This window comes from Nostoc sphaeroides (assembly GCF_003443655.1).
Classification (GTDB): domain Bacteria; phylum Cyanobacteriota; class Cyanobacteriia; order Cyanobacteriales; family Nostocaceae; genus Nostoc; species Nostoc sphaeroides.
This window is the reverse complement of record NZ_CP031941.1, coordinates 3,546,790-3,565,112: the sequence shown is the minus strand read 5'-3', so window position 1 is coordinate 3,565,112 and position 18,323 is coordinate 3,546,790. Positions and strand designations below refer to the sequence as shown.

The following is an 18,323-nucleotide window of genomic DNA, read 5'->3' as shown; positions in this document are numbered from 1 at the left end:
ACGAGCAAAGCTTAATTCATTCTTCCCTTAATACTACCTCTGGCTTTGGCATCAGCATAGACGCAAAAAGCGACCCATATCTAAAATATGGCAGCGCCCCCATCCAAATCTAGAGCGCATAATGAATAAAGTTTTGCAATTAAAGAAAAACTTAACTCAATTAGCTATTTTAGACGCTACATTTGAGGTTTTTGGCTCAGAATCACACCAATATCAATTCAAACCTTGCTTAAGTAACAAGGATATTCAAGTGTTTGAATCTAGATACAATATTACGCTACCAAGTGAATATCGAAACTTTCTCTTAGAAATTGGTAATGGTGGTGCGGGGCCAGGATACGGCTTATCTGGACTATCGGGAATTGAATCTGAAGATGTCATCCCAGAAAAACTATACCCTGAGAACTACGAAATTCTCTCTAAACCATTTCCTTTCACAAAAGCATGGAATAATTTGGATTTAATTGTTAAAAATAATACAGATTTGGTTACAAACAATAATGACTACTTCGACGATAAATTTATCCAGGGTACTCTTACCATTACAAATTATGGCTGTGGAATTTATGCGATGTTAATCGTTACTGGGGAGCAGTCAGGAAAAATCTGGATAGATGACCGGACTAATGATAATGGAATATATCCTGCTTGTTTGAGTTTTTGCCATGCTTTCCATGACATCAACCCTGATGATTCTTATCCAAATAGCAATAATGAGGAGCAGCCTTTAAGTTTTTATGATTGGTATGAAGACTGGCTTAACCGAAGTTTGGAGCAAATCCGCCAGTCTTCTGAAACTTAACCTTAATTAAATAAACCAAGTAATTAAAGCTGCTTCAATTTTTGATTGTAAATTAGCGTCAGTTTGTAAGTAAGCTAAAAATCTTTTAATTTGCATCCTCAAAAAAATGAATCTTTTGTGGGGTGGGCAACATGAGCGCCCTAGTTGTGCAATCTTATTTGCGCCACAGCTTATGCAAAGAGCAGGGGGACAAGGAAGTAATTTTTTTCGCTTATTTCCCCCTGCTTTTACCATTTTTTGAATTCAAAATTCAAAATTCAAAATTCTGTTAGGAGTAAGAAGAATAATTTTGAATTAATTAATTCGCTCTTTTCTTGCCCCCACTGATTCAAAGAATCAGTGGTCTACAATCAGTGGCTGGTTTCAAGCCCCCACTGATTGTAATAATGAAATTGATAATTTTGAATTTTGAATTGTTTTGACACCTGAGCGACTAACTCAAATTGCTAGTTAGTTCAGGAAATTTGGAGTACCTTTACCACCATTCTTACCAACAGCAGGAATTTCTATTAGGTTATCGGCAGCTTTGCCAGTACCATCATTGACAACATACATAGAATTACCGAAATGTCCATTGGGAACGAACAGTTGCGGGTGGTCAAAGGGCGCTTTCTCAGAGACAACTCGCTCATCAGTGAGTCCTTTCAAGAAAGCCACCAAGTCATCTTTTTCAGTTTCGCTTAATCCCAATGGGCGGAGAACCCCTTGCTGACGGAAATCTCCACCACGATTATAGAAGTCTACCACTTGCGGCAAAGTCAAATAGCCACCATTGTGGAAGTAAGGAGCTGTGAGTTCTATGTTGCGTAGTCCAGGAGTCTTAAACAGTCCGTCTGCAACTACTGTGTCATTGGGGCTAACTGTAACGTTGGGGCTTGAACCGAGAAGTAGCGGGAATTTCCCCAAAGCAGCTACCCCCGACTCCGAAAGCGGATTACCAAATGGGTCTTTACCACCAAGACTGATATCTTCTAGGGTGGGTCTAACACCGATATTGAAGTAACCTTTGTCCGAGACGGTTTTGGGAGTGCTGGTAGTGGCTCTAAGTCTTTGGTTCTTGACGTTGCTAACCGAGGCGCTAGTGAGTTCCAACCCACTATGGCAGAATATGCAGGCAGCTTTACCCTCGAATAGTTGTTTACCTCGTTGCTGCTGCACGGTGAGGGCGTTGGTATTTCCTTCTAAGAAGCGATCGTAGGGTGTATCGTTGGCAATGAGTGTAGACTCGTACAACTGAACTGCAAGCCCAAAGAATAGCGAGAAGTTATAATCCAACAGCCTGTACTCATTAGTTTGGGAAGAGTTATCAGGTTTGTTAACAAAAGTCCGTTTACCTTCAGCATCAACTTGGATGAGTTGATTAGAGTTCCACCACTCTGGCTTAAAGGCATCTTGAATCAGATCCTCGTAGGTTTTATCCTTGAGTCCGGGCTGAGGATATGCACTGTCTGCGCCTAAAACGCTGTCTTGTGGATGCACAACCTGTTTGCCTAGTGGTGTGAGTCCAGATAACTTTTGCCCCAAGACTCTGGGGAGCTTTGTACCCCCAATTGACAGAATATTGTCCAGCGAACCATTGACAACTATAAATTTGCTGAGGTCAATTTGACCAAACTTATTACCAATTTCTTGAAAAGTGCGACCATCAGCAGACGACTCGAAGGAACTGAGTGGCGGCCCGACCGCCTGGGAAGCTAAAGACGAATTATTCAGGCTGACTTTGACAAATTTAAGCTGATTTGGATTTTCTGCTTTCACGACAGAGGCGTTAGGATCTCTTAAACCGAAGGGATTCACCCCATTAAAGATATCTTGTGCCCTTCCATCCCAGAAGTTGCGGAAGTTGAATGCTGCATTAATTACGGTTGGCGTATTACGCGGCTGGACGCGGCGCACATTGATACCTCCCACTTTAAACACTGGATCTGGCTCACTTGTTTCTATATCTTTTGAGCTACCAGGTATAACACCAAGAAATTTTGTATTGGCGACTCCTTGAGATGAGCTAACATCGTTACTGTCAGATACCACAGTTGTAGAATCATTTGGATTTGACAGCTTGTGAAAGGGAAAATCTTGTTTTGTTAGCTGGTAGTTTGGCCCGCCGCCTATATTAAAAATTGTATCTGGATTCTCTGTACGATCAGCGTTAATCCGCAAAAGCCCAGGAGAAATCTGATTTATGGATCTATTGTCGGCTCCAGCATGGAAGTGACAACTAGCACAGGAGGTCTGTCCGTCGCTCCCAGCCTGCATATCCCAAAAAAGAGTCTTTCCTAACTTGATTGCAGCTGCTTTGTTTTTTACAAAGTCTCCAAGATTGTCAGGTTCTGGAACCGATACGCTCTTGAGCGAAACTGGAGCCGACCCCGTAACCTGCGCCGATACACTATTTCCAGCGATTACTGCTACCATAATAATCGCAGCAATTGTTATAGTCTTGGAAAATCTTGATCCTAGTCGGTTAAGCTTGCCAAAGCTAAGTCTCCGCCATTGGCAGTTTATTTTTGCCACTAAAGATTTGAGCAAAATTCGACCTTTTGAGGTCAGTAGGAAGTAAATTAATAAGCCAGTAATAAAGGCTACTAAGCTTATTGTGAGTATAATTTTCATGATTTTCGTTATCAAATAATACCGAAACAAGCAGTAGTTGATCCCACAACGGTTACGCGATACCAGACCAAGTAAACCTCAATTAATGATTGTCCAGCAAGTACCTACATAATTTACATTGGGCATACAAGTTTTATGCAGAAGCAGCCAATCGTTTACAAAAGTTCATAAAAATTTCTGTAAGTAAAATATATTATCTTAAAAATTATACTTAGCCGTTTTTAAGATTTAGGTGCTTGCCAATTAGGATTGATGAGACTTGTCATAATATGATCTTCCCATTGCCCATTAATTAACAAATAATCTCTAGCATATCCTTCAATGACAAAACCGAGTCTTTTAAGTACGTTGCCACTGCGCCGATTGTGAGGCATATAATTAGCCATGACTCGGTGAAAATTTAACTCTTCAAAAAGATATTCAATGGCGGCTTTTAGCCCTTCTGTCATATATCCTTTACCTTGCTTACTTTCAGCAAGGCTATATCCCACATAGCAAAAATGAGCGGCTCCTCGGACAAAATTACTAAAATTTACAGTGCCAATAATTACGGTAGGATTTTTTTTGGTAAAGATAAATAGCTTTAACGATTGACCATTAATAAATTCCAGAAAATTGTTCTCTATCTGATACTGCCAATACTCTTCAGTAAAAAACCCATCAGCCCAAAGAGGGTAAAATGGAGTGAGATAGATTTTGTTATGAATGAAGTATTTCAGAATTTGGGGTATATCTTCATGGATAGCCGCTCGTAAGAACAGGCGATCGCTTGTAATTAGTGGCAGTTCTGATATCATAGACTACTTGATTAACAGGATGTCTTGCAAGCAGATTCTCTAGACTTTGTAAGTTTTTTCATGCCTGCGGTAGTGCGGTAAAATTTTTTTCAAATACTTGCACTGTTAGGGTCAATATTATTAATAGCGATCGCCTTGCTCGTGTTAAAGAATATGGGCGTACAGCCAAGTGGCATAGCAGTTTTTATATTGGCTTATATGGTGAACCAGCGCTATAGAGGGTTTCCCTCCGTAGGCGACTGGTATTAGCATAGCGCTAGCAACGTAGGAGCGTCACCTGAAGGCTCAAACTTGGGTAAATTTTTTGGAACTATATTAAGATTTAGTCACGAATTTAATTAAATTAAATTAAGTTGTAATAAGGGGAAGTATTATCAACGGGTACGCAGGGCTATAGAGCTTATTTTATCTGCATCCTAGCCTTTTTTGTTGCCGCGTCAGGTTATTTAATTAGTCAATAATATAATTATAACTTGATTTTTACATTAATGTTCTATAATTAATTTCGTTAAAATTGTTTTGAGGAGTATGTTGTTATATGAATAAAGTTCTTTCTAAAAACAATTTACTATCTTGTTTATTAATACTGGGCGTTACTATTCCGGTTGTTTATTCTACAAAGGCCGCGTACAGCCAAGTAGGATTAACTCCTTTAGAACTTTTTTACAGTGGTAATAGAGGAGATAACTTTACTACAGGAACAGATATCGGTCGGAGTTCAGCTAATGATGCTGGATACAGTTTAGTCCGAGTTGAAGGGTGTGCTTTTCTTAGGCAGCAGCCTGGAACTAGGCTGTTGACTTTGTGCCTTTTTAGGCGTTTTTCGCTCATGCAGTTTTTGTGTCGTCAACGAACTCCGAGAATAGGGTTTTTCTTTTCGAGAGCATAGATTGACCAAAAACTTCAGCCAACCATGCTTCAACATCAGCAAAACTAATTGCTTCCAGCGCATTTTTAACAATTGTATTTGTTAAATTCATGGTAGATAAACAAATTGTTAGCAACATCTGACCCATCTCCTTAAATGGACAACGTGCAGAAAATTGCTTATATTTTCCAAACAGCGATTCAATCACATCAGAAGTTGCTAAAAAAGTTTTTTCGTCCTTGATGTGAGAACTTTGAATGACCACGTAATCACAAATATGTTGCTGAAAATTTAATAGCTCACTATCGACTTCAAACTGGTTTTTCTCAAAATTAGTGAGAGACTGCTGATTAATTCCTAATTTTTTTAATTGAGTTTCAAGAGTCCTAGTAAGCACAGTCATTTGATGCCAACGAACTAGTTCTGATTGATAATCAACTAACCATCCTAATTTATCTATTAATTTCTTCTTAATCACGCTTGGGTCGATATCTTTAACCAATTCAACCAAAGTATCTAATTGTGAACTCAACAACTTTAGACCCCATTCAGTGAGCCTTTCAATATTAAAATAGCGACACTGGGAACGTTGTGTGGGTGGAGATAAAAAAGATAATTCAGTTTGTTGTAACTGTTGCCTGCATCTGTTACATTTTTGGATAAATAACTGATATTTATCATCAGAATCTAACTCATATTTTAAAAGTAAAGCCATTGCATGAGTTACATCATGAGTATAAATTAAGTCTTCATTCTCCTGTTTATAAAGCTTTATTCCCCGAGACAGGTCACTACCGTGATCAGCCACTATTTGTATTGGTTTACCAACCCGTAAGCTAATTTCATCCAGTTTCTGCTTGATAATTTCTCCTGTTGTCGATGACATTATTTCTAACCCTAAAAGCTCTACGTCTCCGTGAGAAACTCCTCGTCCATAAGGAATAATTTCTTCAACCAGATGTTGTTGTGAAACACCTAAAACTACAAGAGCTTTTTGTTTTCCTAATTCCAATGTAAAATCGACAATAAATATCCAATCGCTTCGATATTCTTTTTCACGATTAAGTTCGGATAATCCAATCCGACCTAGCCATTTCCTTATACAAGTAAAACTGGGAGTTTTCTCTTCTAAGTTATTAAATAACTCTAGAGTTTTTTCTATTCCTCTAAAAATGATGCCACATTTAATTAAAAGTTGTATACTTATCATTACTATATCAACTGTATAGTGATGATTTTTAGCATTCAAATCTTCGATTTTGCTACTTGTTTCTAAATTAGACTTTATTAAGTCTATATTCATCTTTTTTTCCTCTGCGAACACCTCCCTACTCTCTTTAGTTACTCCTTGTTCAGCAGCGATCGCACGGCTTTTCCAATACTCTCGTGACGCTGATAAATCTCTTACTTTTATTTCTAAAGCTCTGAGTTTTTTCTGTTTTTCTAAAGCTCTTTGTTTCCAATTATCTCGACCTACACGAAATAAACGGGCTAATCTGCTGGTTGGACTTTTGAATTCCATTAGCTTTTAACTCCTCTAGAAAAGGCGACATAGTTATTGTATGAGAAATATCGCTCAAAAACCCACAAAGTCAACAGCCTAGGCTATGTCTACCCCGCAAATAGGTGTTCTAAATAAATTCACGCCAAAATTTGTAATTACTCATCATTCTTATAATTGAGAATAAGTTTGATCAAATAAAGAATAGTGGAGAAGATGGTAGTCGTTTTCACTATCTCTTTTGTTGTTTCAAAATTTCTTTCAAGATGGTAAATTTTAAACTATACGGTTTAGTTTGCCCTTTATGTTAGCTACGCTATATCTACCTGATTTTGCCAAAAACGCTACGCTTTGGTTTTACTTCTAATTCATAGAATGAGTATTTTTACTGGTAATCTGCCATTCAAGCAAAATCTTGATAAGCTGATGTCTAATATCTAGAGCGGAAGGATTGAGAGCCAATGGGTGAGAAAGCACAGTAAGCGGCATAACTTCGATAAAATCGCTTTGCCCAAACGCTGTACCGCAGTAAATTCAACCAAAAGACAGCTCAAGATTTAACCCAGTCTAAAAGAAGGATAGTGATGTGGTGGGAATACGCTACGATTGGCAGGATTTAGAGATTCGGGCGATATACAATACGCCATTGCTAGAGCTTATTTATCAAGCTGCTAGCGTGCATCGCCAATATCATGACCCAACAAAAATACAAGTTTGTAAGCTTATATCTATTAAAACGGGAGGTTGCCCAGAAGATTGCAGTTACTGTGCCCAATCTTCCCGCTATAAAACAGAGGTAAAGCCGGAAGCACTTCTAGAAAAGGAAACGGTAGTTAACATCGCCCAGAAAGCGAAAGAAACTGGTGTTAGTCGCATTTGCATGGGTGCAGCTTGGCGCGAAGTGCGGGATAACTCACAATTTGAGGAAGTCCTGGAAATGGTCAAGGATGTCACCGCAATGGGTTTAGAAGTGTGCTGCACTCTAGGTATGTTGACGGCAAATCAAGCCAGAAAATTGTCAGAAGCGGGACTTTACGCCTACAACCATAACTTAGATACCTCGCAGGAATATTACAGCACAATTATTACCACGAGGACATATAGCGATCGCTTGAACACAATTGAGAATGTCCGTCAGACAAATATTACTGTCTGTTCCGGTGGTATCCTGGGTTTGGGCGAAACTGTCGATGATCGGGTTGGGATGTTACAAACTCTGGCAAACTTACATCCGCATCCAGAGTCTGTGCCCATTAATATTCTTTCACAAGTACCGGGCACACCCTTAGAAAATCAGCCTGATGTCCCTATTTGGGATATTGTGCGGATGATTGCCACAGCCAGGATTTTAATGCCCGCTTCTGATGTGCGTCTGAGTGCAGGTAGGGCGAGACTTTCTCAAGTTGAACAAGCTTTCTGCTTTATGGCAGGAGCCAATTCTATCTTTTCTAGCGACGACAACAAAATGTTGACAGTGACAACTCCCTGTCCAGATTATGATAGCGATCGAGAAATGCTGAATTTACTTGGTTTGGGAATGCGATCGCCTTCCCAAAGACAAGAGAAAGTAGCAAGTCCGGCTGTTGTGGGATAAATATCTTCTTGTGGGATGGGCGTCTCGCCCGTCCCTTAGTTGAGGGCAGGCAAGATGCCCGCCCCACAAGAGTCTTGACTAAATTATCTTGGCAGTCCGCAGACCAAACAGCAGACCGACAGCCAAACCAAAGAACAAAGCTAAAAAGCCGATGTAAGCTGCAATCGCAAACATTTATTTTTCTCCACAATAGTTCCTAAATCTATTGAATCATTAGTCATTGGTCATTGGTCATTTGTCATTTGTCATTTGTCATTGAGCATTAGTCAATTTCTTCCCCTGCTCCCCCTGCTCCCTCTGCTCCCTCATCTCCCCACTCCCCACTCCCTTTCAAGGGTAGGTGTTTAAAAATTAGGCACTAGAGAGGGTGATTTGGGAAACATTGAGTTGTGGAATGAAGCTTGGCCAAGGTTCAGGAAAAAAACCAGCCTGTGGTAACGTCAAATGATTGAGGAATGCGGCTTTAATCACTAAATAGCCACGTCGAAAACAACTCAAACCTTCGGTTTTTTTTTCTGTGTAAGAAAATTGCGTCTGGCAATATGATTGGGGGGTAACTCATCGACACCACTGATATGCTCCTTGGCATCAACGACACCGCCAACACTTACCTGCCATAAAATTGCGATCGCTAACGCCAACCAATGTCGTTCAGCTCGTTATTCTCTAAGTTGCTGACGTACAGTGTTCTCTTTTTTGCCCAATAATGTCGCTAAAAATACAGAAACCGTCGTTAAACCACATGATTGGGTCATCACAATGCCAAAACTCCACATTGCTAATACAACTGCTTGAGATTTGGTCAGATGCGGCATTTTTTTGATCACTGTTCTCGTCCACTCATTTAATGGCTCATTCTTGACCACTTGCATCCAAAGAAAACCTCAGAGTAAAGTTAACGATCGCTCCCCATGAAGAGAGTGGTTTCTACCCACAAACCTCAGTTCGCTATCATACCTTACATTTGGCGACTTTCTTAAACACCTACCCTTGAAAGGAGGGTTAGGGTGGAGTAAAAAAATATTGTCTCGTTTGTCTCGTTGTCTCGTTCCCAGTCTCCGACTGGGAATGCCGTCCTAGAGGCTCCGCCTCCCTTGTTGGCGGCAGAGCCGCCAGGAGCCACATTTCCAGCCCAGAGGCTGGAAACGAGATTCCAAAGGAGATTCCAACGAAGTCCGCCTGCGCGGACTGAATGTAAAATTAGGATTTGTAACCCTCACAGGCGATAGCTATAAAACCCATCTTGAGTTTTGCTAGTTGACTGCACATTCCAAAGACGGTAATCCCACTCATAACTAGTACAAGTCGGCGTAAATACGCCTACCATTTTCAAAGACTGCAAAGGTTGATTTTTTCAGGGTTTGTAATGGTGGGTTTATTTCCGCCATGCTGTACTAGGATGAAAACAGACTCCATTTTTTATCGTTTATTTCAAACTTTTCCCAGTGCTTTCTTTGAATTAATCAATCTGCAAGCATCAGAAGCAAATGCATATAATTTCGCTTCAGTAGAATTAAAGCAAACAGCATTTCGCATTGATGGAGTCTTTCTTCCTATTGCTGATACTAGTAGTCAGCCGATTTATTTTGTGGAGGTTCAATTTCAAAAAGACAACGAATTTTACGCTCGTTTATTTTCAGAAATATTTCTGTATTTATGACTTTACGCACCTACTACAGATTGGCGATCAGTAGTTATATTCCCTCGTCGCAGCCTTGAACCAACCCAAGTACAACTTTATCGAGTCTTACTCGAAAGCCAATTGGTAACGAGGCTATATTTAAACGAGCTTCCAGAAGTAACTGAACATTCCTTGGGAGTTGGTATCATCAAATTAGTAGTTGTAAATAAAAAACAAACTCCCATATTAGTCAAAAGTTTGATTACAAAGACACGTTCACAAGTGAGCGACAAAGCACTTCAAAAAAAAGTGTTAGATTTAATAGAAACAATTGTAGTTTACAAACTACCGCGTATCAGTCGTCAGGAGTTGATAAAAATGTTTGGACTCGGTGATTTTGATATCAAAACGACTAGACTTTATGAGGAACTTAAGCAGGAAACAACTCTAGAGGTAGTCATGCGTCAGTTACGACGACGCCTTGGTAATTTGAGTCAGCAATTGCAAGACCGCATCAGTCAGTTATCTATTAAACAGCTTGAAAATCTAGCCGAAGCACTGTTAGATTTTTCCACAGAAGGAGATTTAGTTGCTTGGTTGCAAGACAATTTAACTCAAGCTTGAATTTTTGGTGAACTGAATAAACCATAGTAGGGCTAGCATTGCAATGCCCACCCTACAAATAATTAGGGCTGTTGACGTATCCTTTGCCAGATAGTAAAGCCCAAAAGAATGATAATGCTACTGGCGGTAGTAAGCATCACAGCCAAACTCATGCCTTGTATTCTCATCGCCAGCAAGTTGAAAATTAAGGTAATTGACCAAAGCGTAAAGGCAGCATGGCGCTGGGAGAGTCCCCAAGCAAGTAAGCGGTGGTGCAAGTGGTCTTTACCAGGAGTACTAAGAGGGTTATTTCCTGCTAATAGCCGTCGCACAAATACTTGAGTCGTATCTAGTACTGGCAATAACAGAAATAAAACCGTGGGAATTAACGCATAAACTGTGTTTTGTTGCAGCCTACCTAAAATACTAGTTGCCGCCAATACATAGCCAAAAAAGTATGCTCCGGCATCACCCATAATGATTCGCGAGGGGTGAAAGTTGTGACGTAAAAAGCCCAGTGCAGCACCTGCCAAAGCTGCTAATACCAAGATTGCTGCTGCACGATTGTTAAACTGGGCTGCAACGCCCAACAAACTCATGGCGGTAATAAAGCTGATTCCTCCCGCTAAACCATCCATACCATCCATCAAGTTGATGGCGTTGGTAATCCCTACTACCCAAAGTACTGTTAACGACATAGACAAGAGCGAGTCTATGGGAGTACCAAACATGACATGAATACTGATGCCATTAGCTACCAGTAAAAGTGCCGTGAGAATTTGCGCCCACAAACGAACAGAGGGCGGTAAGCCGAACTGATCGTCGATAAAGCCCACAAGGACTAATATCGAACCCCCCAACAGAATAGTTAGCACTTGAGCCAATACGTTTTGGAGTTCGATCGGTCGCAAAAGGCTAGCTAATATCAGTGCGGCAATCACACCCGCGTAGATAGCCAGCCCCCCTGCATTGGGTAAAGGTTCTCGGTTAAGCCGCCGGGCGTTGGGTTGGTCAGCCCAACCTACCCGCAAGGCGAATTTGCGTACTGTCGGAATTAAACGCCACGTTACAAGGCAAGCCAAGAGAAACGTAAATACTACCGCCAACCAGCCGGTGCCGCTAGGGTCGGCAATACCAAGGGACTTAAGGGAGTTGTCTAGATTCATCTCCCAATTCAAGCATTACTGCCTGTATGTAATATGAGCATCACCTGTATATTAATCAATTTTTTTTATTTCCATTTGTAACTTGAGCCGCTTGGGAGATTAGCACTCTGGCGCTGTGAGTGCTAAATTGTCTAATGGAAGCGCTAGAGAAATAAAACATGGCGAAAATTATTGCATTTGACGAGGAATCGCGGCGAGCTCTAGAAAGGGGTGTTAACGCCCTTGCCGATGCCGTAAAAATCACCTTGGGGCCCAAAGGTCGCAATGTCCTTTTAGAGAAAAAATTTGGCGCACCTCAAATTGTCAACGATGGTATCACTGTTGCCAAGGAAATTGAATTAGAAGATCCTTTGGAAAATACTGGTGCAAGACTCATCCAAGAAGTGGCCTCAAAAACTAAAGATGTCGCTGGGGATGGTACAACCACCGCCACAGTTTTAGCACAAGCCTTAATTCGGGAAGGTTTGAAGAACGTCGCGGCGGGTAGTAACCCTGTTAGCTTGAGACGGGGGATCGACAAAACTATTGAGGCATTGGTACTAGAAATTGCCAAGATAGCCAAGCCAGTAGAAGGAAGTGCGATCGCTCAAGTTGCCACTGTTTCTGCTGGTAACGATGAAGAAGTTGGCCAAATGTTAGCCCAAGCAATGGAAAAAGTCACCAAAGATGGTGTAATTACCGTTGAAGAATCTAAATCTCTCACAACTGAACTAGAAGTAGTTGAGGGGATGCAGATTGACAGGGGTTACATTTCACCCTATTTTGTCACCAACAACGAACGACAAATAGTCGAATTTGAAAACGCCCGCATCTTGGTTACTGACAAAAAAATCAGCAGCATCCAAGATTTAGTGCCGATTTTGGAAAAAGTCGCCCGTTCTGGTCAGCCCTTGCTGATTATTGCTGAAGATGTTGAAGGTGATGCTTTGGCAACTTTGGTAGTGAACAAAGCGCGGGGTGTACTGGCTGTAGCTGCAATTAAAGCACCTGGGTTTGGCGATCGCCGCAAAGCTTTGTTAGAAGATATTGCTATTCTCACCGATGGACAGTTGATTTCTGAAGAAATCGGCTTAAGTTTGGATACTGCTGCTCTAGAAGCACTGGGAACTGCCCGCAAAATCACCATTGACAAAGAAAGCACCACCATTGTCGCTGGTAGTGTCACCAAGCCAGAGGTACAAAAGCGGATTGGTCAAATTCGCAGACAGTTGGAAGAAACCGATTCTGAATATGATCAAGAAAAACTGCAAGAACGCATCGCCAAGCTCGCTGGCGGTGTGGCAGTGATTAAAGTGGGTGCGGCAACCGAAACCGAACTCAAAGACCGTAAACTGCGGATTGAAGACGCGCTGAATGCTACTAAAGCTGCTGTGGAAGAAGGTATCGTTCCTGGTGGTGGGACAACCCTAATTCACTTAGCTAAGAAGGTACAAGAGATTAAAAAGACCCTACAAAATGACGAAGAAAGAATTGGGGCTGATATTGTCGAAAAAGCGCTAGAAGCTCCCTTGCGCCAAATAGCAGACAACGCCGGTGCTGAAGGTTCTGTAATCGTCTCGAAAGTTCGGGATAGCGACTTTAATATTGGCTACAACGCCGCTACTGGCGAATTTGAAGACTTGATTGCTGCTGGTATTATTGACCCTGCCAAAGTCGTGCGTTCAGCTTTGCAAAACGCTGGTTCCATTGCTGGTTTGGTCTTAACCACCGAAGCGATCGTTGTTGAAAAGCCGGAGAAGAAATCTGCTGCTGCTGCCCCTGATATGGGCGGTATGGGCGGTATGGGCGGCATGGGCGGTATGGGCGGCATGGGCGGCATGGGCGGTATGTTCTAACTTCTGCTCACCCAGATAAATATTTTTTCAGCAGTTTGTCTTGCCAAGGCAAACTGTTTTTTTATAGCATTGCTGATTCAGAAACAATATGTTATCTGTATTGCTGGTAACTCACGAACCTAAATAAACTTACAGCAGTTTTCATCTATTTAAACCATACGTATCGTAGGGGCACAGCAATGCTGTGCCCTTACAACTGACTATTAACAAAATGTTTGCCTCGTTCCCAGTCTGCGACTGGGAATGCCCGTCCTTGAGGCTCCCGCCTCTCTTGCTGGCGGCAGAGCCGCTAGGAGTAGCATTTCCAGCCTCTTGCTGGAAACGAGGTTTTAAAAGAGTTTTTGCTTAAGTTGACACCAATGAGCATTGCTGTGCCCTTATAACTGACTATTAACAAAATGTTGATCACCAAATTAGCAACCTAAATAATTGCTTAATCTAGAAATTACCGTCTTTGTATTAATTTTTGTAAAATTATGTGTAATCGGTTATTAGTCACTAGTTAATTATTTTTACTAATGACTAATGACAAATGACTAATAACTATTAGGTAATATTACATGATCCGAAAACTGCGTCGCCTTCCCAAAATAATCACCAAAGTATATGAAGATGAGTTCTATCACCAACCTGGGACTGTACCTGGAACCATTTTTATTGATGCAGATGCTCCACCACCGATAATTTTTTTGATTGACTATAACCAAACCAATTTCATCCACGAACAAATAGCAACTCCAGAGGAGTGTGTTCCATATCTGGAGATGGAATCCGTTTCTTGGGTAGACGTACAAGGTTTAGGCTGTCAAGACATATTACAAAGATTGGGTAACGTTTTTGAGTTACATCCTTTAGTTTTAGAAGATATAGTCAATGTGCCGGAGCGTCCTAAAACAGAGGATTATGAAGACCAATTGCTATTCATTGCCCGCATGGTAGTACCAAAGGAAAGAACATGTGGCTTTTACAGTGAGCAAGTGAGTTTGATATTAGGTAAAAATTATTTGCTGACAGTCCAAGAGGAACCAGAACATGATTGTTTTGAAGAAGTGCGATCGCGGATTGAAAAAAACAAAGGTACTATCCGTAAACAGGGAGCAGATTATTTAGCTTATGCTCTGTTAGATGCAATTATTGATGGCTTTTTCCCGGTGCTGGAGCTTTATGGTGAGCGAATCGAAGAGTTAGAAGAGGAAGTAATAGTTAAACCTACTCCGCAAACACTACAAAATATTTATCAAATTAGGCGAGAATTACTGCAACTACGTCGTGCTATCTGGCCCCAGCGAGATGCAATTAATTCCTTAATTCGAGATGCTCCCGATTTGATTAGTGAAGAAGTGCGAATCTACCTGCGAGATTGTTATGACCATACGGTACAAGTGATGGATATGGTGGAAACTTATCGAGAACTAGCATCTGGATTAATGGATGTGTACCTTTCGGCAGTAAGTAATAAAATGAATGAAATCATGAAGGTACTAACGGTAGTTTCAACAATTTTTATTCCACTGACTTTTGTTGCCGGAATATATGGTATGAATTTCAATACTGAAAAATCGCCATATAATATGCCAGAGTTGAATTGGTATTGGGGCTATCCACTTTGCTGGGCAGTAATGTTAGCGATCGCATTTGGTTTGTTATTCTTTTTTTGGCGACGAGGCTGGCTGCAAAATTCTGTAGTAATCAAGCGCAATTAAAAATTGCAGATGAACGATGAGCAAAATATACATTCATTAACACTGGGAGTTGAGATTCTGAGTTATGAGGAGTAGCGACCAGAATTTAGTAGTTTTAACGATTTATATTATCGGTGTTTCTTATGTGTTTAACCGCATGGTTGAATCCATCGATGATCAAATTAAGTTTGAGTTTAAAAAAGGAATCGTTGACGAGCAACTCAAAGAAAACAATCTTGATGATAAAATCGGGATTTCCTTTAAACTCAAATCCTCATACCCAATTGACGATTTGAAAGATTTAGGAATTAGCATTGAAAATAAATCTGAAAATATTGCTGTATACGTTGACTGGGACAACAGTTCTTTAGTAGTTGAACATAGCAAGCAATCACGCCGCGTAATTCGGAAATCACCAGACTTAACCCGCGACTTAGCAGTACCCCAAAGTCCTAGCCTAATTGCTCCCAAGAAAACACTTTCGGAAACGGTGACAGCAGAAGATGTTTTCGAGCGCGATCAAGTAGCTGGAACCTATTCAGCCAAAAAACCCCTAATTGATATCAACGGGCTGCAAAAAGGGCAAAAAAAATTGTACAACGACTTTATTAACAGAAGAAAGGAGTTAGACTTTTCCCTGCAACTAGTGCTACGGATATCTGAGGTGCGTTTAGGTTTAGCCCCAGGTCGTGATTTTCCTCCCATTAGCATTATCAATTGTCCTTTCACAGTCAGGAAACTGCCTTGGACTTACGCTTTACCTTGGAATAAAAAAAAGTAATGCTGTGTCAACATATTAGGGACTTCCAAAGATTACACTGGATCTAAGGAGAGAGTAGGCGCAGGCGGTTGCAGATCAGTCATAGTTACTGGTTTGAGGAAAGTCCGGACTCCCGAAAGACCAAACTTGCTGGATAACGTCCAGTGCGAGCGATCGTGAGGATAGTGCCACAGAAAGATACCGCCAAAACAGTTAGGAGTTAGAAGTTAGGAGTTAGGAGTTAGGAATCATTAACTCTTAACTCATCACTCATAACTCCTAACTAAATTTGGTAAGGGTGCAAAGGTGCGGTAAGAGCGCACCAGCAGTATCGAGAGGTGCTGGCTCGGTAAACCCCGGTTGGGAGCAAGGCGATAGGAACTACGGTTGGTCTTTTACCAGTTCCGCTCAATGAGAGCCGCTAGAGGCGTTTGGTAACAAGCGTCCCAGATAGATAACTGCCCTCGCAAGAGAACAGAACCCGGCTTATGTCCTGCTCTCTCCCCTTTAATTGAGTATGAACCTTTCACGGTTTGTACTCTATTATTTTTTGTACGGGTTTTGTGCGTAAGCGTACCCCTGCGGGGAAGCAAGCTACGCGTAGCGTCTCGTAGAGAAGCTCGTCGTAGACATCGCTAATTTATCTAAGGGAACTCCAAAAAATAAATTATTCCACATTAAAGTCGTTGACTGTTGACTGTTGACTGTTGACTGAAAACTCGTGAACCGTCAACGGTCAACAGTGAACAATAGCAATGGAATATTTTTTTACTTGGAAGTCCCTAAAGCATTCCCAATATCTCTAATGCTGTATCCAAATGCCATTTAACCCGATACAGTCCAAACAGTTTCTCTTGGCTGTACCGTGCTGGGTACTCTAGTTTTCTCCCCTCCATCGTCACCTTGAGCAATGCTGACTGCTCTGGTGTCGGTGTTCCCATCGCTTCTAGTGTCGCTTCTAGCGCTTCTACTTGAGAGAAGATAGGAGACTTCAATCCTTTATTTTCTGACACTTGCTTGCAAGCTATAACAGGGAAGGTCAGGAGTGCGTTAATGTATGATGCTTTATCAGCAGGGTTTCCTATTGCTTGGATGCCGTACTGTATCAGACATAAATCGCGTAACGCTCTCAAGCTTTTAACTTCTAATTCTGTGCGCGTGAACATAAAATAGAGTTACCTCTGTAAAAGTGGGAATCGGTGGGCAACAAGTTTCTCAGGCTAAAATGCCCATCGATTTAACATTATCCACTGATATACATGTGGAGAATAAATTTATTTGTATTTCTATACAATGTCTAAAAATAAAGGTAATCCAGATAACTTAAAGCCATTCACCACGGACAGAGAGCGACCACTAACTGAATATCTACATTTGCGTATCACCAAGGAAATGAAGGAAGAGGTAAAAGCTAAAGACGATCCTCCTGAATTTTGTCGTCAAGCTATCCAAGAGAAGCTAGATAGAGAGAAGTAGCGAAAAGTTGCTAGAGTAATAGTCCAAGAGATTTAGATATATAAGTATAGATAGCTAGTTACCTTCCCCTACTCCTCTGCTCCCCCTGCCCCCTGCCCCCTGCCCCCAATGTCCCTTGCCTATCCACGCCGTCAACGGCAACTCGAAAGTTTAGTCCAAAAATTAGGTTTGTCGCTAGAAGCACCTATAAAGTGGGAATTGCTGGATTTAGCGCTAACTCATCCCACTGTCTCTGATTCGGCAAATTATGAACAACTGGAGTTCGTTGGTGATGCAGTGGTGCGGTTGGTGTCGGCTGTTGTGTTATGGGAAAATTATCCCGATTGTCCAGTAGGAGATTTTGCGGCAATTCGTTCGGTGTTGGTGAGCGATCGCATCCTCGCCCAATTGGCCAGAGTTTATGGTTTAGAGTTATACTTACTAGTCGCTGGTAGTGCTACCGCCGATAAAGTTGGTCAAGAGTCACGACTGGCAGATGCTTTTGAAGCAGTTCTGGGTGCGCTTTACTTAAGTACTCAAAATCTGGAACTGATCCGCTCTTGGCTAGATCCCCACTTCCAAGAACTAACGACAGAAATTCGCCTCGATCCTGCCAGACTTAATTACAAAGCTGCTCTCCAAGAATGGACTCAGGCACAATTTAAAGTTTTACCAGAATATCGGGTTGTAGAAATCACTCAACCGCACCGCAATCAAGAACGTTTCGTAGCGGAAGTGTGGCTGCACGGAAACAAGCTCGGAGTTGGTAAAGGGCGATCAATCAAAACTGCTGAACAAGCCGCAGCTAAGGTAGCCTTTTTAGCAATTCCTCAACCGGAAATACCCTGAAGCAAAAATACTGCTGATAAACTGATATAGCAATACAATTTGACCTCACTTCCATTCCTCTCTCATAAAATAAGAGAGGCTTTGAATCTTGCTCCCCTTCCCTTGTAGGGAAGGGGCTGGGGGTTAGGTCTGTATTCTATACAATTGAGAACCGCTATAATTCAGTTGATTGTCAGT

Annotated in this window: 16 protein-coding genes, 1 other RNA gene and 1 pseudogene; 10 read left to right on the top strand and 8 right to left on the bottom strand. The window is 41.4% G+C overall.

Annotation, left to right across the window (positions count from 1 at the left end; genetic code table 11):
- The first annotated feature begins 121 nt into the window (after positions 1–121).
- The gene (locus D1367_RS15630) at positions 122–802 is read left to right on the top strand and encodes an SMI1/KNR4 family protein (RefSeq protein WP_118167262.1); all 681 of its coding nucleotides are present in this window, start codon (positions 122–124) and stop codon (positions 800–802) included.
- Between the two features lie 450 nt (positions 803–1,252).
- Here D1367_RS15630 and D1367_RS15625 read toward each other — a convergent pair whose 3' ends face one another.
- The 3 genes from D1367_RS15625 to D1367_RS15615 form a co-directional block, all read right to left on the bottom strand.
- Positions 1,253–3,217 (bottom strand): cytochrome-c peroxidase, encoded by a 1,965-nt coding sequence (locus D1367_RS15625; protein WP_228674858.1) that lies wholly within the window; start codon positions 3,215–3,217, stop codon positions 1,253–1,255.
- A 419-nt stretch (positions 3,218–3,636) separates the two neighbouring features.
- Positions 3,637–4,212, bottom strand: a complete 576-nt coding sequence (locus D1367_RS15620) for a GNAT family N-acetyltransferase (protein WP_118167260.1) — start codon at positions 4,210–4,212, stop codon at positions 3,637–3,639.
- A gap of 827 nt (positions 4,213–5,039) precedes the next feature.
- Positions 5,040–6,602 (bottom strand): hypothetical protein, encoded by a 1,563-nt coding sequence (locus tag D1367_RS15615; protein ID WP_228674859.1) that lies wholly within the window; start codon positions 6,600–6,602, stop codon positions 5,040–5,042.
- A gap of 565 nt (positions 6,603–7,167) precedes the next feature.
- Between D1367_RS15615 and bioB the strand changes: the two genes are divergently transcribed.
- Entirely contained in the window at positions 7,168–8,175 is a 1,008-nt protein-coding gene (gene bioB / locus D1367_RS15605) for a biotin synthase BioB (RefSeq protein ID WP_118167259.1), read from the top strand.
- A gap of 78 nt (positions 8,176–8,253) precedes the next feature.
- Here bioB and petL read toward each other — a convergent pair whose 3' ends face one another.
- From petL to D1367_RS15595, 3 genes are all read right to left on the bottom strand, one after another.
- Positions 8,254–8,349, bottom strand: coding sequence for a cytochrome b6-f complex subunit PetL (petL, locus tag D1367_RS15600; RefSeq protein WP_109007553.1), 96 nt, complete (start codon positions 8,347–8,349; stop codon positions 8,254–8,256).
- 320 nt (positions 8,350–8,669) lie between these two features.
- Positions 8,670–8,816 (bottom strand): hypothetical protein, encoded by a 147-nt coding sequence (locus D1367_RS30885; protein WP_181984850.1) that lies wholly within the window; start codon positions 8,814–8,816, stop codon positions 8,670–8,672.
- An 18-nt stretch (positions 8,817–8,834) separates the two neighbouring features.
- Positions 8,835–8,990 (bottom strand): hypothetical protein, encoded by a 156-nt coding sequence (locus tag D1367_RS15595; protein ID WP_181984849.1) that lies wholly within the window; start codon positions 8,988–8,990, stop codon positions 8,835–8,837.
- Between the two features lie 551 nt (positions 8,991–9,541).
- On the opposite strand from D1367_RS15595, the pseudogene D1367_RS32250 reads away from it, so the two are divergent.
- Together D1367_RS32250 and D1367_RS32245 are read left to right on the top strand one after the other, a co-directional pair.
- Positions 9,542–10,120, top strand: a pseudogene (locus tag D1367_RS32250) (Rpn family recombination-promoting nuclease/putative transposase); the annotation flags it as partial.
- A gap of 54 nt (positions 10,121–10,174) precedes the next feature.
- Positions 10,175–10,420 (top strand): DUF4351 domain-containing protein, encoded by a 246-nt coding sequence (locus D1367_RS32245; RefSeq protein ID WP_228674954.1) that lies wholly within the window; start codon positions 10,175–10,177, stop codon positions 10,418–10,420.
- 62 nt (positions 10,421–10,482) lie between these two features.
- Here the strand turns inward: D1367_RS32245 and D1367_RS15580 are convergent, their stop codons facing one another.
- Complete coding sequence (locus D1367_RS15580; protein ID WP_118167255.1) at positions 10,483–11,565, bottom strand: MraY family glycosyltransferase; 1,083 nt, start codon at positions 11,563–11,565, stop codon at positions 10,483–10,485.
- A 158-nt stretch (positions 11,566–11,723) separates the two neighbouring features.
- Here D1367_RS15580 and groL point away from each other — a divergent pair, with 158 nt between their 5' ends.
- The 4 genes from groL (at position 11,724) to rnpB (ending at position 16,346) form a co-directional block, all read left to right on the top strand.
- Entirely contained in the window at positions 11,724–13,400 is a 1,677-nt protein-coding gene (gene groL, locus D1367_RS15575; protein WP_118167254.1) for a chaperonin GroEL, read from the top strand.
- A gap of 560 nt (positions 13,401–13,960) precedes the next feature.
- Positions 13,961–15,103, top strand: coding sequence for a magnesium/cobalt transporter CorA (corA, locus tag D1367_RS15570; RefSeq protein ID WP_118167253.1), 1,143 nt, complete (start codon positions 13,961–13,963; stop codon positions 15,101–15,103).
- A 64-nt stretch (positions 15,104–15,167) separates the two neighbouring features.
- The gene (locus tag D1367_RS15565) at positions 15,168–15,863 is read left to right on the top strand and encodes a hypothetical protein (RefSeq protein WP_118167252.1); all 696 of its coding nucleotides are present in this window, start codon (positions 15,168–15,170) and stop codon (positions 15,861–15,863) included.
- Positions 15,864–15,914: 51 nt separating this feature from the next.
- Positions 15,915–16,346, top strand: an RNA gene (gene rnpB / locus D1367_RS15560) — RNase P RNA component class A.
- A gap of 278 nt (positions 16,347–16,624) precedes the next feature.
- Here the strand turns inward: rnpB and D1367_RS15555 are convergent.
- Positions 16,625–17,008, bottom strand: coding sequence for a hypothetical protein (locus D1367_RS15555; protein WP_118167251.1), 384 nt, complete (start codon positions 17,006–17,008; stop codon positions 16,625–16,627).
- A gap of 127 nt (positions 17,009–17,135) precedes the next feature.
- On the opposite strand from D1367_RS15555, the gene D1367_RS15550 reads away from it, so the two are divergent.
- Together D1367_RS15550 and rnc are read left to right on the top strand one after the other, a co-directional pair.
- Complete coding sequence (locus tag D1367_RS15550; protein ID WP_118167250.1) at positions 17,136–17,318, top strand: hypothetical protein; 183 nt, start codon at positions 17,136–17,138, stop codon at positions 17,316–17,318.
- 108 nt (positions 17,319–17,426) lie between these two features.
- Positions 17,427–18,146, top strand: a complete 720-nt coding sequence (rnc, locus tag D1367_RS15545) for a ribonuclease III (RefSeq protein WP_118167249.1) — start codon at positions 17,427–17,429, stop codon at positions 18,144–18,146.
- Positions 18,147–18,323 lie beyond the last annotated feature (177 nt).

Bases quoted from the DNA above. Each gene is read 5' to 3' on its own strand.
- D1367_RS15580 (WP_118167255.1), bottom strand. From the start codon at position 11,565: ATGAATCTAGACAACTCCCTTAAGTCCCTTGGTATTGCCGACCCTAGC.
- petL (WP_109007553.1), bottom strand. From the start codon at position 8,349: ATGTTTGCGATTGCAGCTTACATCGGCTTTTTAGCTTTGTTCTTTGGT.
- D1367_RS15620 (WP_118167260.1), bottom strand. From the start codon at position 4,212: ATGATATCAGAACTGCCACTAATTACAAGCGATCGCCTGTTCTTACGA.
- D1367_RS15550 (WP_118167250.1), top strand. From the start codon at position 17,136: ATGTCTAAAAATAAAGGTAATCCAGATAACTTAAAGCCATTCACCACG.
- D1367_RS32245 (WP_228674954.1), top strand. From the start codon at position 10,175: ATGTTTGGACTCGGTGATTTTGATATCAAAACGACTAGACTTTATGAG.
- D1367_RS15565 (WP_118167252.1), top strand. From the start codon at position 15,168: ATGAGGAGTAGCGACCAGAATTTAGTAGTTTTAACGATTTATATTATC.
- D1367_RS15555 (WP_118167251.1), bottom strand. From the start codon at position 17,008: ATGTTCACGCGCACAGAATTAGAAGTTAAAAGCTTGAGAGCGTTACGC.
- D1367_RS15595 (WP_181984849.1), bottom strand. From the start codon at position 8,990: ATGCCGCATCTGACCAAATCTCAAGCAGTTGTATTAGCAATGTGGAGT.
- D1367_RS15625 (WP_228674858.1), bottom strand. From the start codon at position 3,217: ATGGTAGCAGTAATCGCTGGAAATAGTGTATCGGCGCAGGTTACGGGG.
- corA (WP_118167253.1), top strand. From the start codon at position 13,961: ATGATCCGAAAACTGCGTCGCCTTCCCAAAATAATCACCAAAGTATAT.
- groL (WP_118167254.1), top strand. From the start codon at position 11,724: ATGGCGAAAATTATTGCATTTGACGAGGAATCGCGGCGAGCTCTAGAA.
- rnc (WP_118167249.1), top strand. From the start codon at position 17,427: ATGTCCCTTGCCTATCCACGCCGTCAACGGCAACTCGAAAGTTTAGTC.
- D1367_RS15630 (WP_118167262.1), top strand. From the start codon at position 122: ATGAATAAAGTTTTGCAATTAAAGAAAAACTTAACTCAATTAGCTATT.
- D1367_RS15615 (WP_228674859.1), bottom strand. From the start codon at position 6,602: ATGGAATTCAAAAGTCCAACCAGCAGATTAGCCCGTTTATTTCGTGTA.